Annotated in this window: 15 protein-coding genes; 7 read left to right on the top strand and 8 right to left on the bottom strand. The window is 52.7% G+C overall.

What is annotated here, in order from left to right; genetic code table 11:
* Nucleotides 1-270 precede the first annotated feature (270 nt).
* From ACT3TC_RS11460 to ACT3TC_RS11450, 3 genes are read left to right on the top strand one after another with little or no spacing between them, the layout of a single operon-like run.
* Entirely contained in the window at nucleotides 271-1,014 is a 744-nt protein-coding gene (locus tag ACT3TC_RS11460; protein ID WP_444640160.1) for an IclR family transcriptional regulator, read from the top strand.
* 6 nt (nucleotides 1,015-1,020) lie between these two features.
* A complete protein-coding gene (locus ACT3TC_RS11455) occupies nucleotides 1,021-2,310 on the top strand; it encodes an NAD(P)/FAD-dependent oxidoreductase (protein WP_444640159.1) in 1,290 nt (429 codons plus the stop codon).
* 35 nt (nucleotides 2,311-2,345) lie between these two features.
* Nucleotides 2,346-3,752, top strand: coding sequence for a Na+/H+ antiporter NhaC family protein (locus tag ACT3TC_RS11450; RefSeq protein ID WP_444640158.1), 1,407 nt, complete (start codon nucleotides 2,346-2,348; stop codon nucleotides 3,750-3,752).
* Between the two features lie 672 nt (nucleotides 3,753-4,424).
* Here the strand turns inward: ACT3TC_RS11450 and ACT3TC_RS11445 are convergent.
* The 5 genes from ACT3TC_RS11445 to ACT3TC_RS11425 form a co-directional block, all read right to left on the bottom strand.
* Nucleotides 4,425-4,604 (bottom strand): GIY-YIG nuclease family protein, encoded by a 180-nt coding sequence (locus ACT3TC_RS11445; RefSeq protein WP_444640162.1) that lies wholly within the window; start codon nucleotides 4,602-4,604, stop codon nucleotides 4,425-4,427.
* 255 nt (nucleotides 4,605-4,859) lie between these two features.
* The gene (locus tag ACT3TC_RS11440; protein ID WP_444640157.1) at nucleotides 4,860-5,399 is read right to left on the bottom strand and encodes an opioid growth factor receptor-related protein; all 540 of its coding nucleotides are present in this window, start codon (nucleotides 5,397-5,399) and stop codon (nucleotides 4,860-4,862) included.
* Nucleotides 5,396-5,734 carry a gamma-glutamylcyclotransferase gene (locus ACT3TC_RS11435; protein WP_444640156.1) on the bottom strand — a complete coding sequence of 113 codons (339 nt, stop codon included), beginning with the start codon at nucleotides 5,732-5,734 and terminating at the stop codon, nucleotides 5,396-5,398. Before ACT3TC_RS11435 ends, ACT3TC_RS11440 begins: the two co-directional genes overlap by 4 nt.
* Before the next feature lie 132 nt (nucleotides 5,735-5,866).
* Complete coding sequence (locus tag ACT3TC_RS11430) at nucleotides 5,867-6,175, bottom strand: hypothetical protein (RefSeq protein WP_444640155.1); 309 nt, start codon at nucleotides 6,173-6,175, stop codon at nucleotides 5,867-5,869.
* A gap of 491 nt (nucleotides 6,176-6,666) precedes the next feature.
* The gene (locus tag ACT3TC_RS11425) at nucleotides 6,667-6,816 is read right to left on the bottom strand and encodes a hypothetical protein (RefSeq protein ID WP_444640154.1); all 150 of its coding nucleotides are present in this window, start codon (nucleotides 6,814-6,816) and stop codon (nucleotides 6,667-6,669) included.
* A 285-nt stretch (nucleotides 6,817-7,101) separates the two neighbouring features.
* Here ACT3TC_RS11425 and ACT3TC_RS11420 point away from each other — a divergent pair, with 285 nt between their 5' ends.
* Both ACT3TC_RS11420 and ACT3TC_RS11415 read left to right on the top strand, forming a co-directional pair.
* Complete coding sequence (locus tag ACT3TC_RS11420; protein ID WP_444640153.1) at nucleotides 7,102-8,115, top strand: Abi family protein; 1,014 nt, start codon at nucleotides 7,102-7,104, stop codon at nucleotides 8,113-8,115.
* 120 nt (nucleotides 8,116-8,235) lie between these two features.
* Nucleotides 8,236-8,376: a hypothetical protein gene (locus ACT3TC_RS11415; RefSeq protein WP_444640152.1), complete on the top strand. Its 141-nt coding sequence runs from the start codon at nucleotides 8,236-8,238 to the stop codon at nucleotides 8,374-8,376.
* Between the two features lie 222 nt (nucleotides 8,377-8,598).
* Here ACT3TC_RS11415 and ACT3TC_RS11410 read toward each other — a convergent pair whose 3' ends face one another.
* Nucleotides 8,599-10,800 carry a TonB-dependent siderophore receptor gene (locus tag ACT3TC_RS11410; protein WP_444640151.1) on the bottom strand — a complete coding sequence of 734 codons (2,202 nt, stop codon included), beginning with the start codon at nucleotides 10,798-10,800 and terminating at the stop codon, nucleotides 8,599-8,601.
* Nucleotides 10,801-11,011: 211 nt separating this feature from the next.
* On the opposite strand from ACT3TC_RS11410, the gene ACT3TC_RS11405 reads away from it, so the two are divergent.
* On the top strand, nucleotides 11,012-11,866 hold the full coding sequence (locus ACT3TC_RS11405; RefSeq protein ID WP_444640150.1) for a response regulator: 855 nt from the start codon (nucleotides 11,012-11,014) through the stop codon (nucleotides 11,864-11,866).
* Nucleotides 11,866-13,299, top strand: a complete 1,434-nt coding sequence (locus ACT3TC_RS11400; RefSeq protein WP_444640149.1) for an ATP-binding protein — start codon at nucleotides 11,866-11,868, stop codon at nucleotides 13,297-13,299. Before ACT3TC_RS11405 ends, ACT3TC_RS11400 begins: the two co-directional genes overlap by 1 nt.
* Before the next feature lie 56 nt (nucleotides 13,300-13,355).
* Here ACT3TC_RS11400 and ACT3TC_RS11395 read toward each other — a convergent pair whose 3' ends face one another.
* Together ACT3TC_RS11395 and ACT3TC_RS11390 are read right to left on the bottom strand one after the other, a co-directional pair.
* Nucleotides 13,356-13,832: a LabA-like NYN domain-containing protein gene (locus tag ACT3TC_RS11395; RefSeq protein WP_444640148.1), complete on the bottom strand. Its 477-nt coding sequence runs from the start codon at nucleotides 13,830-13,832 to the stop codon at nucleotides 13,356-13,358.
* A gap of 410 nt (nucleotides 13,833-14,242) precedes the next feature.
* Nucleotides 14,243-14,668 (bottom strand): pseudoazurin, encoded by a 426-nt coding sequence (locus ACT3TC_RS11390; RefSeq protein ID WP_225733914.1) that lies wholly within the window; start codon nucleotides 14,666-14,668, stop codon nucleotides 14,243-14,245.
* Nucleotides 14,669-14,686 lie beyond the last annotated feature (18 nt).

The following is a 14,686-nucleotide window of genomic DNA, read 5'->3' as shown; positions in this document are numbered from 1 at the left end:
GAAGGTGCCAATGAAAATGCTCAACTTTCGGCACAGCGTGTCTTTTTCATAGTGAAATCTCCGTTAACCAAGATTAGCTGGCAATCTCATCAAGTTCATGGTGTTAGTTTGGGGGAAAGGTTACTGCCAATAAATGGCATGTCTCATTTAATGAGATGAACTCATAAAGTTGTCTTGCTATTTTGTAACTCACATAAACAAAAAATGACACACGCCATGCTTGTAAGCGGCAGTAATGCTCACCAAACACCATCCACATTGAGCCATGCCATGCAGATATTGCAGATTACTGCACGTGGCGGCCACCGTGGGGCCAGCATAGGCGACTACCTTGACGAGCTAGAATTTAGCCGTCCTACGCTTTATCGATTGCTAAAAGGTCTCAAGCAACAAGGATTCTTACGTTCCTCACCTATTCGTGGGCGTTATCTGCTGGGTTATGAGTTGCTAGTGCTTGGTGCACAAGCGGGAAACGGTGCTGGGTTGCGTGATTTGGCACGGCCAAGATTGCTGGCACTTGCGCAGCGCTGGGGAGACAGTTTCTATCTGTTCGCTCGCGATGGCGTTAATGCTGTCTGCCTGGAAGTACAGAACGGCGCTTATCCTGTGGGCAGTTTCGTTAGGGCGACGGGTGGTCGTTTGCCGCTAGGCGTCGGACAAGCGTCGATTGCCTTGCTTGGCTACTTGGGGGCTGGTGAGCGAGGCGAAATACTCGACCATAACGCTGAACGGCTGATGGACGAATACTCGATTGCCATCACCGACATTGAAGCTGAAATTGCCCATCAATTGAAACATGGTTATGCCCGTGGCGTAGAAGGTTCTCTGCTCCCGGAATACAGTGGCTTGGCTATTCCCATCCTCGACCATAGCGGCCACCCATTGGGTGCCATGAGTTGTTCGATGCTCAAATCGCGTATGACGACGGCTCATAAGCTGGATGTACTTCAAGGCATGCAGGAAGAGGTTGCTGCCATGGTCAATCAGGCCCACGGCCTGCTATATCTGGATTAACTCGCTATGCCACAAACTACGCACCCGAGCCATCAGCGCCCTTGCGGCTGGAATAACTGGCTGACCGCGCGGCAGCCGCGGCCTATTTTACGTGGCCATTCCCATGCAGATGTTGTCATTGTCGGGGCTGGTTACACCGGCTTCGCGGCAGCCACGGCTTGGCAGAAGGCGCGCCCCGAAGACCGCATTAAAATCCTCGAAGCTGACCAAGTTGGTGAAGGTAGCCCAGGGCGTAACTCGGGCTTTATGCTGGAAATAGCGCTAGCTAACGATGCTCGCCCTGAAGAGCTCGGACGCATGGAGAAACTGAACGCCTTAAGCCGAAAAACAATGGCGCTCCTGCGCGAACGTGTGGAAGGCCTGAAAATTGACTGCCAACTCGAACATAGCGGCACTTATAGAGCCGCCCGCAGTGCGATAGGCCAGCGTGCCTTGAGTCAGTATGAAGCTTTTCTTAAAGCTGCCGGTCTTTCTTACCAAACCCTGAACAGCAGCCAGCTGGCTGAACGAATCGGCACACGCTACTACGCTCAAGGCATCTATTCGCCGGACTGTTATCTTGTCCAGCCCGCAGCATTGATCGTTGGTTTGGCTAACTCGTTGGCAGCCAGCATAGAGTTGCATGAACACTCTCCCGCAACCCAGATTGTGCCTGATGGCAAGAAGTGGCGTGTTACCACTCCTGAAGGTGAGGTGGTGGCAGAGCGCGTGGTTCTTGCCAATAACGCCTTTTCTCGAGCCTTTGGTGCAGACTCATCGCGGTTAACTGCGATCTATACCTATGCCGCAATTACCGAGCCATTGGCGGAGCCGGAGCGTCAACGAATCGCCGCGACGACTTGGGGGCTACTACCCGCCCATCGACTGGGATGCACGCTGCGTACTACTGCCGATGGGCGTTTGATGATTCGCTCGTGTTACAGCTATGAACGCGAAGCCGATAACGCCCGTATTGAAAATCAATTGAGAGCGAGCCTTGAGGTGCGCTATCCCGAACTCGCCCCAGTGCGCTTCGATAAGGTCTGGGGGGGCACCACCGGGCTGACCTATAACGGTGCTCCCCTCTGGGGTGAGATCCAGCCCGGATTGTATGTGTCTGCAGGCTGTAATGGTGGCGGTATTGTTAAAGGTACCTTCCTCGGTGATGCATTGGCGAGGCATGCGATGGGGCAGCCGGTCGAGAATATTGCGTCGTTATTCGGTAAAGCAAGCTGGATGCCACCCGATCCCGTACGTCGGTTGGGTTTCTACCTGACTAGCGAAGTGGAGCGCCGTAAGGCAAAACACGAAACCTGATTCTCCAACCTTCATTATAAAAAAGAGAGATTACAATGGATTCTCAAGATCATATTGGGTTGTTGTCCATCATGCCGGCGGCATTAGCTATAGTGCTGGCATTTGTTACTCGCAACACCGTATTCTCGCTGGCCGTTGCCTGCTTTGTGGGGGTCATTACCTTGGGTAATGGATTGATGGGCTTTCCAACACTCTTAAAGGAAACACTGGGCACCACCAGTTTCTCTTGGATACTGCTGCTGGAACTGTTCATCGGTACGGTGATCGCTTTTTTCCAGCGCACTGGGGCGATTCAGAACTTTACCGCTTGGGTGGAACGACGCGCCTTATCGCGAGTGAGGGTACAGCTGATCGCTTGGGTCATGGGCATGTTTGTTTTCTTCAGTGATTACTTTAGCCCTCTATTTGTTGGTAGTACGATGCGCGGGCTGACAGATCGATACCGAGTTTCACGCGAGAAACTCGCTTACATCGCCGACTCCACCTCGGCGCCAGTGAGCGTCATGGTTCCCATCACCGGCTGGGCGGTCTTTATTTCTGGCCTGTTGATTGGTATGGGACCTATCGAGAATGCTGCACAGGCAATGGGTGTCTTTCTTAATGCTGTACCCTTCAACCTCTATGCTTGGCTCTCTGTGCTGGTAGTGGGGTTAGTCATTGTTGGGGGCATTCCGCTTTTTGGTCCTATGCGTGAAGCAGAGCGCCGGGCGCTGGAGGAGGGTAAGGTATTGCGTGATGGGGCGGAGCCGTTGGTGGGAGAAGAGCTGACTGAAATTCCTCCCTATGAAGGCGCTCGTACCAACCTTTTTTGGAATTTTTTTGCACCAGTATTGGTAGTGATCGGCGTTGCCGTGGGCACCTTCATCGTCATGGACTCGGCCAAGACCATGGAGGCTTTTCTGGCTGCTTCCGTGTTTCTGGGTATCGTGATGCGCTTGCAGGGCATTCCCTTCAACGACATCATGAAAACGTCGCTTGCCGGGATGAAGGGGGTAATGCCCGCCATTATTATCTTGGCATTAGCCTACTCATTGAACCAGCTTTCCAAAGACATGGGTACGGCCAACTATATCGTCGAAGCCACTGCAGGTTGGCTAACACCTGCTTTGCTTCCGGCCATGACATTTCTTATTGCCGCCGTTATCGCCTTTTCCACCGGCACATCATGGGGCACCTTCGCTATTATGATGCCATTGGCGGTACCGCTCGCCTTCAACTTTAGCGGCGATATGATTACTCCATTGGTTTATGCTTCTGTCGCGGCAGTAGCTGGCGGGGGTGTGTTTGGTGATCACTGCTCTCCACTGTCGGATACGTCTGTCCTTGCCTCGACAGGTGCCGCCTCTGACCATATCGACCATATCAAGACACAAATTCCCTTTGCGCTCTCCGTTGCTCTGGTTTCCTTGGCCGCTTATTTGTTACTTGGCCTCATGCTGTAAGCGATGAGCCCTGCGAGAACCGACAGAAGTCGTTATCGCAGGGCTTAAATTGAGAAGCGACACGCTTAATCACTAAGTTGAGTAACATGCTCTACAGGGCGTCGCATCTTGGCGAGCTCCCCTAAGTGCTCTGGATAAACGAGGTAATAAGCACACTCACTGAGTAATCTATATGGCGAAACGACTGAAAGGCTGCCACCTTCCAGCTCTTCCGGTGGCTAAAAGCCGCGAATTGATGCCGCTTGTTAAGCGCGATACTGTTGCATGTAGTTTGTAAGGGACTCTAAATTACTTGAAGATTACTCATTGGTATTCTTGCTCGACGGTTGCTTTCTTCGGAACCGTTTGCGGAGAGTTCCTGAGAATGTTCAAAATCAGATAGCGCATCCTCAGTGCTTTTGGTTGACCAAATCGTAAGCGTGTATCTCCCTGCTGATCTGCCTCCGAGCGCTAAGTTGTAGTCACCTAACCTGAATTTGACACCTCGACCGTTTTTTGTGATGTTGTACTTAATTGAAAGCTCATCCAGCTTCGGAATAACTTCTGTGTATACCCGCTGTGAGTTCGTCTTCTGCACCGCCTCTGAGGCTGCGACAACATCGGCTTCATCAGAGATTCCTATTTCCTGAGCTTCAGGGTGGTAGGATTCTATAAAATTAGTAACGGTATCAACTAAAGTTTCATTGCCATCCCAGAAATATTCGCCATCAAGGCTAGAATTGTGTGAAGCATAGATTCGACTTTTCGAGCATTCAAGCTCGTCCAGGCTTTGACAATTGATATTTTTATAGGACTTTTTGTCCCCAGAAGCTCCTTCTCTCTCTGATCGGGAAGGTCGGTTGTAACGCCAATTTTTCTGATGGGAGGAAAAGATGCTTCGCCATCACATTTTTGGAGTTTTTCCGAAAAATTGGCTCGGCAATGTAAATTGTATTGTGCATGATACTGCCAGTTCCTATTTGCGCTAAACGCCCGGTTTTAAGGCGGGTTTGTAGCCGCGTAGCGGCGGAAAGGCCGTCCCTGACCCGAAGTGGTGATAACAGCCGCTTCTTATGCCAATCCACCATGTTGATTGGTCAAAATTAGATATTAAATGCTCGTCTTGCCTCAAAATGAATTGTTATCATCTTTTCCTGCGGGTTTTAACGCATCCCGCCAATACCGCAAAGATTTTTCTGATACCTCGCCGTGCTGTATACCCAGATCAATCACGGCTTTCTGAACGGAACGCGCCAGTTCTAGCTGATGACATAGCGCTAACGACCGAATAATACGGGTAATACGCAGGTGGTTGTGGCCACCGGCTTTCAACCAGATATGCGTTTGCATTAATAATGTCGGCTGGGCGGTTATGACGTTGCCATCGCGAGTGAGTCCAAAAAAATCCAACATGACATCAAGCGAGCGTTGCTGGTGATTGCGTAGAGATGCTTCACTCTCAAAAATTGCTTGTACTTCGGTCGTCCGTAAAGGCGCAAACGCGTTAAAACGACCGGCTTCCGGAATGGGAAACAGCCACTGGATATAGTCGTGGGTATGCTCTAGCCAGAAAGAAGAGAGTGCCCAGATATCCTCCAGTCGACGCCCTTTATGATCGTGGCCTTCTCCATGATAAAACGCGATTAAACGTTCATCATTGCCCATCATGCTCCCCTCGCTAACGACGGTTCAGCGCCGCCATGCAACGCCATTTCAATTGCGTGGCGTTCGGCATCGGGGTCGTGGTGGGCCTCAATACGTTCCAGTGCACGAATATAGCTGGCGGGTAACCCATGCTCTCGCGCCCCGGCAAGTACATGGTGCTTGTACCATGTATATGGGCGAATCCCGAGGGAAGTGACCTTGCCGACATATGCCTGCACGTCAAATTGCCGGTCAGTCGCAAGATCCGTGGCCGTCAGCCAGGTTTCGCCGTAGGCTACCCCAAGACCCTCGTAACGATCGAGGGTCGGCTTATGATGAGAAGCGACCTCCCAAATCACCCCATATACCGCTGACTGATCTGACGCGGTTGGCCGAGCCGTCCCCGCTAAGCTGATGAAACGCTAACCGGTAAGATGAAAGCAGAGCATGGCGATCTCCTTAAAGTGGCGTGGCTATCCGGCAGTCAGTTTTTAGTGCGTATCGCAGGTGTCCGGAGTGTCCTGGTAATGTGCAAGTACCTGGGCCGCATTCGTCTTTAGGGTTTCTCGCCACGTACTGGGCGCAAGCACTTTGACATTGGTGCTCATACCCATTAGCCACCACAGAGTTTGCTGATCATCGGGCACTTGGGCGGTCAAGCGATACCACCCGCTGTCAGGCAAAGCTTCTATCGTTTGCTGGTCAGACAGCGGTGTTTCTTGCAGTAGCCAAGCGACTGGGCGTGCGACTTGGCGGTAAAACCTAGAGCAGCGGCTTAACTTGGCAAGAGAGTGTTTCAAAGTGCGATTGCTTTGATCGAAGTGGCCTTAAAGACCATGATGGCTTTTATCTAATTAGTGATTTCTATATTCGCGAGTATTGGTGTGGCTTTGCATCATGGCTTCAGCCGTAATAAAGGCAAGCAGGTCTTTGGCGCATATACAGGTCAATTATGCATGGTGCGGCATTGCCACCAAAGGTCAAAACTGTCCGAAAACCAGACATTTTAAAATCACGTTCTGTGACCACTTGATGGTAGCGAAAGGTAGTGGCCGATGTTAATCGGGGTAAAGTGAAGTGTGCCATTAGTGCTCTGTTTTTATATAAACTGCTGTTTTTATTGGTTTGAAATGATGTTTATCGGTAGGTTATCATTGGAATAATGAATCATTGGTAAGGTTTGAAATTAGCCTCCGAAGCCGAGGGTCGCAGGTTCAAATCCTGCCGGGCGCGCCAGAATATAAAAAAAAGCCCACGACAGAGTCGTGGGCTTTTTTTTAGCTAGCGTTTATTAAGCCTTGCAGCCATTTTTGGCGCAGGTAATACGCTCTGACGTAGCTACCCAGTGAGACGCGTGTTCACGGGTATCGAATCCGTATCCCATTTTACCGCCCTTGGTGCCTTTGTGTACTTCATTTGTCGGAGTGTGTTTGACTGCCATTTGGCCTCCTTCTCGTCACTATTAATTATTATGTTCTTTGCGTAGAAGCTATTGCTGTTATGCAATTGGCCTCTAAAAATAAAGCTTATTCGCAATTAAGATGAGTGCCGAAGATTTCTTCGCTTTTGCTGCTTCCATGAAAACGATGTCGTAAGCTTGGGGCAATCAATGCCCACCTCGCCAGACAAGCAAGATCTGGGATGGGTAAGAAGGGCCTCAGCAAAAGTAGTTTTGTGCAAAATACATCGCACTGGCCGAGTCGATGGTGGAAAAGGCGATAGGACAATGACCGATTACACTAAGCCTTGGCTTAGCCATCTTGAGCAATTGCAACAGCTTAAAGATCGTGGCCTGACCATCACGGACGACCAGCGTGCATTGGCTCATCTTCAACGCATTGGTTACTACCGGTTAAGCGGATACTGGTTCGCTTTTCGTCAGCGCTCAGGTGCTTGCACGCCTTTAAATAAATATGGTAAGTCGCTGCTTAAAAAGGGCAAAACGGACTACCTGGCATTAGACGCGTTTAAGTACGGCACGACTTTCCAGCAGGCTGTCGATCTTTATGTGTTTGATAAACGACTGCGCCTTCTCGCGCTGGATGGTCTTGAGCGTATTGAGGTGGCGTTGAGAGTAGATATTGCCCATACGCTGGGGCGGTTAGATCCGTATGCCTATTTGGGCCCTGCACTGCTGCACGATGAGTTTGCCTATAAGATTGATCAGAAAACAGGCGTAACGCCCCTGCATAAATGGCAGGAAAACCATGCACGGTTAATCAATCGCTCTCGAGAAACCTTTATTGAGCACCATAAAAAGAAGTACGGGTTGCCGCTGCCGATCTGGATTGCCAGTGAGGTCTGGGACTTTGGTACGCTCTCGCACTTGTTCGGTGGAATGCGAGAAGACGAGCAGGATGCCATTGCTGCCCGCTATGACATTAGCAACGGACGTGTGTTCGCTTCTTGGCTGCGCAGCTTGAATTATTTACGCAATGTATGTGCCCATCATAGTCGGCTGTGGAATCGCAATATGACGGACCAGCCGCGTAAGCCCGCCCATGGTGAAGCCCCTCTATTTTCCCAAGGCTGGCAAAACTCCCATGTTCAGGCGCGCCCTTTCCTACTGTTCTGTATTGTTCAGTACCTATTGATGACGGTTAACCCGACGAGCACTTGGTGGGCCCGCTTATCAGAGTTGTTAAGCAGTTTCCCAGATTTGCGCGAAGCAGGGCTAAATCTAAAAGGCATGGGAATTATAGAAGGCTGGGAGCAGTGGGAATGGGAAGCAAGGCAATAAAAAACCCCTAAGCAATGCTACTGCGTGGCAGTCTCACCGATAGGGGCCGTGTTGGCGTAAATACTAGGCCCTCACGTTTGTAAATACAATACTTTTACACCTGTAGGGTGGCAAATTACTATGGCCATTGAGCAAGGAATCTGGAAGCTCGCGAGCACTCCCGGTGCGCTACCGCAAAAACTGCGACCGGCGGGGCTAGCGGATGAAAGCCTGCTGGAAGAGCAGATTATGCAGGATGTCTCAATTTTGAATCGGGACTGACTGCTGATTGGCCGTCAGGTGCGTACCGGCTTTGATAAGCTGGTTGATCTACTGGCTGTGGATGCCAACGGCACGTTGAGCCAAAGTGGGAAGCATTTTAACCGATTAAAGGACGCATAAGCGGCGAATAAACGCCTAAGCGCCATGCCGAGGATTCCGGCATGGTGCTTGTTTTTATGCTTAAAATTCGGTCCTTAAACCTTGGTTCTTAAAACCAGCCCCTTAAAACTCGGTCCTCAACGTAAGCGAGGCACTACGTGGGGCGCCGTAGATGGCACCGGCGTAGAAGCCGTAGCGGTTGTAGTAGCGTTGGTCGAACAGGTTATCGACGTTAAGCGTTACGCTGGTTTCATCGCTGATATCGTATTTTGCCATGGCGTTAACGGTGGCGTAGCCGGGCCAGTTGACGGCAGTGGAACCTGTGCTGACACCATCCGTAGGTTGGCCTGCCGGGCCTGATATGGCGTGGATGTTGCTTTGTGCGTACACACAGCCGCCGAAGGTCATGCGGTTCAAGAAACCAGACGGTTCATAGGTAGTGGAAAGCTTGAGCAGATGCGATGGGTCGCTGCGGCCATCCGAGTCCACACGGCGGAAGTGCAGGTAAGTGTAGCCACCGTAAACATTCCAGTTGGGCGTTAGAGCGCCAGCGATTTCCAGGTCGATGCCATCGGTTTCATTGCCTGTTCCTGCCTTGTAGGCCTGGTCGCCGGTGGGTGTAACATTGCTGCCGTCACGTACGGCCTTGTTGTCTTGGCGGGTGCGGAAGTAGGCGGCGGAGGCATTTAGTCTGCCGTCAAACCATTCGCCTTTCACACCGGTTTCATAGCTGTCGCCGACGATGGGTTTAACCGTGGCGCCGCTGGTGGTTTCACGGGCTTGCGGCGTGAATGTGCTGGTGTAGCTTGCGTGTAGCGAGTGATTGTCCGTGAGGTCATACACCACGCCTGCGTAGGGCGTTACCACGCCGTTGTCGTGCTGGCTGGAGTGTTCGCCCGAGGACGTTTCGCTTTCGGTTTTGTAGTAGCTGGTGCGAGCACCAAGAATAACCGACAGCGGTTCGGTGATACTTAGGCGCGTTGCGGCGTATAAGCCTCTCAGGCGTGTTTCGGTGAGGCTGCTGCGGCCAGTTTTTGAGGCCTCCATGGTAAAGTCGGCATCGACACCATGACGCCAGTCGGTGACCGGCAAGCCGTTGTTAGCTCGAAACAGGCAGTTGGAGGAGTGGATGGTGGTGGTGTTGCTCGACATGGTGCAGGTGTAGTCGGGAGAGCGTGCCCGCGTGCGGCTTTCGTTATAGCCAAACATGACATCATGGCGGCGGCCGATAGCATCAAATGCACCGCTTAAGTCAAACTGGGTGGACCGCTGGCGCGTCTCGGTGCTGTCGTGCAGGCCATTCAATATGGCACCGCTGCCATCCTCTTCATCCCAATAGCCGATATAGGTGCCACCACTGCCGCGGTTAACCTTGGCCAGGCCACGGTGACCAACGGCCTCTATGTCGCTTTGTGCGATGTTGATATCAAGCGACCAATCGTCGTTGAATGCGTGTTCCAGCGAGGCGAACAGGGTGTCGGTCTGGTACTCCCCATAGCTCCAGCTAGGCGCGAGGTTGTTGCTGCGCGACAAGTCTGTCAGTTGGCCACTGGCGTACCAGATGGGAATATTGGCACCCCAGCCCGCGCCGTAGGTTTTGTTGTATTCGTACTGGTAACCCACGCCCAGAGTGGTGGCGTCGGAGACATCAAACTCGAAAGTGGCAAGCGCGGCCCGGTCTCGGCTGGATTCATGGTCGCGGAAGCCATCGCCTTCTTGCTGGGTGACCACGAAGCGCGAGCGAATGCGGCCATCCTCGGTAAGCGGCACGTTCACGTCGACCCCAGCGCGGCCAGTATCCCAACTGCCATAAGTGGCGTAGGCGCTGCCGCCGAAGGTTTTCTCGGGGCGCTTGCGAATCAGATCAACCGTTGCCGAAGGGTCCCCTGTTCCGCCCAGCAAGCCATTGGCGCCACGCACGATATCAATGTGCTCGTACAGATCCATGTTAAGGGCGTTACCGCCGTTACTAAAATCCGAACCTCCCGGGAACGCCAAGCCGTTAACTTTCCAGTTGCTGACACTGTAGCCACGCGCCCGGAACGCCGTACGGCCACCCACTTCCGACTTGCTGGAGCTGATGCCGGGCGTAAGCGCTAACGCCTGCTCGATATTCACAATCTGCTGATCATCCAATTGCTGACGCGTGATGCTGGTCACCGACTGCGGCGTTTCACGTGGTGAGAGATCAAGGCCGGTGGAGCTAGTGGTTTCAGGAACCGTATAGCTACGGGCAGGGTCGCCTTGATAATTTGCCTCGACCCTCATGGTATCCATCTGTACCTCGGATACACGTTGAGGCTCTTCCGTCGCGGTCTGAGCCATCACCGACGTGCTTAGAAGACAGCCACAGGTGGCGGCAATAGCCCTTGCGAGGGGCGTTTTTGACCCTTCGCAGGCGTTCCTGAGGGGCTGCGAGACGCGATACATCATGAGAATCCCTATAAAATAGTAATGATTGGCATTTACGGTTGCTAGGGTCACGATTATATTGACGACTCTGGCTAAGAAACTTTTGCTCTATGGGGCATATGTAATGAATTGTAGGGATGATGTGGCGCCATTGACGTTAATCGATGAACCGCACGATGAAGGCGCTCTTGTGCTTGTGGTGGATGACGACGAGGAGATCCGCGAACTGATTTGTGGCTACCTGAGCGAGATGGGATGTCGCACCCGTGGCGCTGCCAGCGGCCGTGAAATGTGGCGCCAGTTGGATGATCGCGTCGACGTGGTCATTCTCGATCTTATGTTGCCTGGCGAGGACGGATTGAGCCTTTGCCGGGCCTTACGCCACCAAAGCAGCCTGCCGGTGATTATGATCAGCGCGCGTGGTGCTTCCGTGGAGCGCATCATCGGCCTTGAGATTGGCGCGGACGATTATCTGTGCAAGCCTTTTGATCCTCGCGAATTGCTGGCGCGTATCCGCGCTGTTATGCGCCGAGAGCAGAAAAGCCGAGAAAAGCCGGATATCGAAAATCAGAGCCTTGAAAACCAGAACTTTGAAAGACAGCATCTTGGAAAACAGAGCCCTGAGAGGCAGAGCAAGGCACCACCACCGGCCGCCGAGGCGACCGAGCACTGTTTTGCCGGTTGGCGGCTGGACTTACACGTACGCCGGTTGCACTCACCCAGCGGCCATGTTTTTGATCTCACGCGCTCCGATTTCAGAGTGCTAAAAGCGCTGAGTGCCGCTCCCAACCGAATTGTGAGCCGTGATGAGCTGAGCCGCTGTGCGTTTGGACGGGAGTACTATGTCAATGACCGCTCCATTGATGTCTGCATTAGCCGTTTGCGCCATTACCTTGAGGACAATGCTCGTCGCCCTCGGTTTATTCGTACAGTACGTAATGAAGGGTATTTGCTCGAACTGCCCGCTACGCCTAACTGATGCGCTGGTTAGGATGGCATCGCCGATTATGGCCGGTCGTATGGCCAGGCTCGCTATTTGGTCAGTTGAGCGTGATAGTGGTGGTCGGTGGTTTGGCCATCCAACTGCTGTTTAGCAGCATCTGGTACGACGTGCGCTACAGCCAAGTGCTGGAAGTGCCTGCCCGTCTGGTAACCTTTCGTACCGTCGACACCCTGCGTAAGCTCGCTAATGGCGACGCGATCACATCGCTTTCGTCCGCGACCTTCCATCCCGAACTTCTCTTGTCACCGCTTCCTGCACCGCCACGACTGGACGATGCCCAACAAAATGTAGAGCGTATGCTGCAGGAGGCGTTACATCATGAGATGGGGGAGGCTGTAGAACTGTCCTTGCTCGATGTGACGATCCAGGACGAGAATGGTCATGCCAGAACATGGGCGGGCCTGTTCGGGTTGTCTCATGTGGTGGGCCATTTTGATTTCCAGCTTCGCCTTGCTTCTGGGCAATGGCTGCATGTGAAAGCGGTTCAAGAACAGGGATGGAGCACGCAGCCGGCCTGGCGCGTGCTGGGCGACTATGCGCTGCGCGTTTATCTGCTCCGTGCACTGGCCCTGTTGGTGGTGGCGCTTATCGTTGTACGTATGAGTACCCGCCCATTAAGGCGCCTGGTTCGCGCCGCTTCGGCATTGGGGAAGAACATTGAGCAGCCGCCGTTGCCGATTGAAGGGCCGAAGGAAATGCGCCAGGCCGCCGAGATCTTCAACGCCATGCAGCAACAGTTGATGGATCTTATGGGCGAAAGAACGCAGCTGCTGGCCGCGGTTTCTCATGATTTACGCACTCCGCTCACCCGTATGCGCCTGCGAGTGGTCGGTATTAAAGAGACACACATCCGGGAAAAGCTGATTAACAACATCGACCAGATGGAGGAACTGATTCGTTCTCTTCTGGACTCCATCAGCGAAGGCGCCAAACCCGAGGGCCACGCCACGTTCGATTTGGCAGGGTTGATTGATGAGGTGGTGGATGAGTTCGTCGATACCGGGAGCGATATCCGCTGGGAAGGCGCCTCAGCGGTCATTATTTCTGGCCACGCCGCGAGTATTCGGCGGGTGCTGCACAACCTGCTTGAGAATGCGCTGCACTATGCGGGAAGCGCCCAACTGACGCTACGGCTGACAGGGCGCTGGGTAGACGTAGAGATTCAGGATGATGGCCTGGGCATTCATGATGAAGAGCTGCCCACCGTGATGCAGCCTTTTGTACAGAGCGATACGTCCACTCACTCAACTTCCAACGCGCTCGGCTACGGTTTAGGGCTTAGTATTGTGCGCAGTATCGTCATGGCGCATCGCGGTAGGCTGGCACTCGAAAACCGAGCCGGTGGCGGGCTACGTGTTGTAATGGCGCTACCCGCCTGTGCTGACACGTCAAGGGAAAGCGCCTCTTGATGCGTGTGACTTCGGCGCAGAGGTAGGGCTTGAGATGAGCGGGGCGAGCGCAAGAATTAGCGCAGCAGCAGGTCTTCCTTAATAGGGATAAACGCGCTCGCTTCGTTCATTAATGACGCAGCAGTGAGCTGGGGAACGCCATACACCTCTACTTTTTTCCCATACTTGACGCGAATTTTATTCACCAGCAAGTCAAAATCGCCATCACCCGTTACCAGTACGATAACGTCGGCGTGCTCTGCGTACTCGATGGCATCCAGCGCAATACCCACATCCCAATCGCCCTTGGCAGAACCGTCGGCGCGTTGAATAAAGGGCTTTAGCTTCACCTCAAAACCAATGGCTCTGAGTATATTTTGAAACTCGCGCTGTTTCTTATCGCCTTTATCAATGGCATAGCAAAACGCACCCACCACTTCTCTGTTGGCGGTGGCTTGCGCCCAAAACCGGTTGTAATCAAAGTTTCTCCGATATGCATCCCGCGTGGTGTAGTAGACGTTTTGTGTATCAATAAAGATGGCGACGTTGGTCATAAATATGGCTCGTTGCGAACTATCCCATCATGAGGGCATGTTGGTCCCATAGCATCCAGATCGTACCGGCCACGATGATAAGCACGATCAGTGTGGTGAAGAGGATACGCTTTAGAGCGTCCCGGTGCGATTTAGCCTAGCCAATATGTAGGAAAAAGCGCAGATGAACAATGATGTGCACCAGTGCGAGCGCACCGAATGCCATGAGGGCAGGCATGCCTGATAGTAGCCGCAGCCGCACTAGGGCGAGAGCAATGCCGATGCTGGTGAAGCCCAACATTACATGTTAGATAGCGCGCCCAGAGAGCTTTTTCATATCAAAAGTGACTAGGCTCACGAGGTATCACTAAATGCTGATCTTGAAAGGCGGTTTGATGTGGCAAGCCGCCCTAATAGATAAAGTAATATAGTTAATTGTTTGCCTGCCGTGACAGGATTTCAACAAAACGCTGGCGTGCCGGTGCAGGCAGGTTGTCGGGCAGATCCTCTTCCGTCGCGGTGGTATCGCCGACTTGAATCAGCATCACCATGCCCATGGTGTAATGTGGCGAGCACTTAATGCCCCAAATGCCCTCGGCATTCAGTGTTACCTCAATCTCTTCGTTAATATTGCCTACAAATGCCTCGCCGCCTTCGGGGATCATGCCGTCAATGGTGGCCGCATTATGCCCCGGGGCGGTGGCTAGAAATTTCACCGTATCGCCAGGTTGAACAATAAGATAGTCCGGTGCGAAAGGCATTGGCCCGGTATCATTGCGGTTCAGCATCTCAACGGTATGTGTGTTGGCTAGAGCCGCCAGCGGTAGCAGACCAAGCAGAACAATAAGTCGTTGCATCATTTTCATAGTGAGTAA

It is taken from the genome of Halomonas sp. AOP27-A1-41 (genome assembly GCF_052378605.1).
Classification (GTDB): domain Bacteria; phylum Pseudomonadota; class Gammaproteobacteria; order Pseudomonadales; family Halomonadaceae; genus Vreelandella; species Vreelandella citrativorans.
The sequence above is the reverse complement of the archived record's forward strand: the minus strand, read 5'-3'. Positions and strand labels throughout refer to the sequence as shown.

Coding starts and splice junctions, on each gene's coding strand:
- ACT3TC_RS11460 (WP_444640160.1), top strand. CDS start 271: ATGCAGATATTGCAGATTACTGCACGTGGCGGCCACCGTGGGGCCAGC.
- ACT3TC_RS11455 (WP_444640159.1), top strand. CDS start 1,021: ATGCCACAAACTACGCACCCGAGCCATCAGCGCCCTTGCGGCTGGAAT.
- ACT3TC_RS11450 (WP_444640158.1), top strand. CDS start 2,346: ATGGATTCTCAAGATCATATTGGGTTGTTGTCCATCATGCCGGCGGCA.
- ACT3TC_RS11440 (WP_444640157.1), bottom strand. CDS start 5,399: ATGATGGGCAATGATGAACGTTTAATCGCGTTTTATCATGGAGAAGGC.
- ACT3TC_RS11425 (WP_444640154.1), bottom strand. CDS start 6,816: ATGGCAGTCAAACACACTCCGACAAATGAAGTACACAAAGGCACCAAG.
- ACT3TC_RS11420 (WP_444640153.1), top strand. CDS start 7,102: ATGACCGATTACACTAAGCCTTGGCTTAGCCATCTTGAGCAATTGCAA.
- ACT3TC_RS11415 (WP_444640152.1), top strand. CDS start 8,236: ATGGCCATTGAGCAAGGAATCTGGAAGCTCGCGAGCACTCCCGGTGCG.
- ACT3TC_RS11410 (WP_444640151.1), bottom strand. CDS start 10,800: ATGGCTCAGACCGCGACGGAAGAGCCTCAACGTGTATCCGAGGTACAG.
- ACT3TC_RS11405 (WP_444640150.1), top strand. CDS start 11,012: ATGAATTGTAGGGATGATGTGGCGCCATTGACGTTAATCGATGAACCG.
- ACT3TC_RS11400 (WP_444640149.1), top strand. CDS start 11,866: ATGCGCTGGTTAGGATGGCATCGCCGATTATGGCCGGTCGTATGGCCA.
- ACT3TC_RS11395 (WP_444640148.1), bottom strand. CDS start 13,832: ATGACCAACGTCGCCATCTTTATTGATACACAAAACGTCTACTACACC.
- ACT3TC_RS11390 (WP_225733914.1), bottom strand. CDS start 14,668: ATGCAACGACTTATTGTTCTGCTTGGTCTGCTACCGCTGGCGGCTCTA.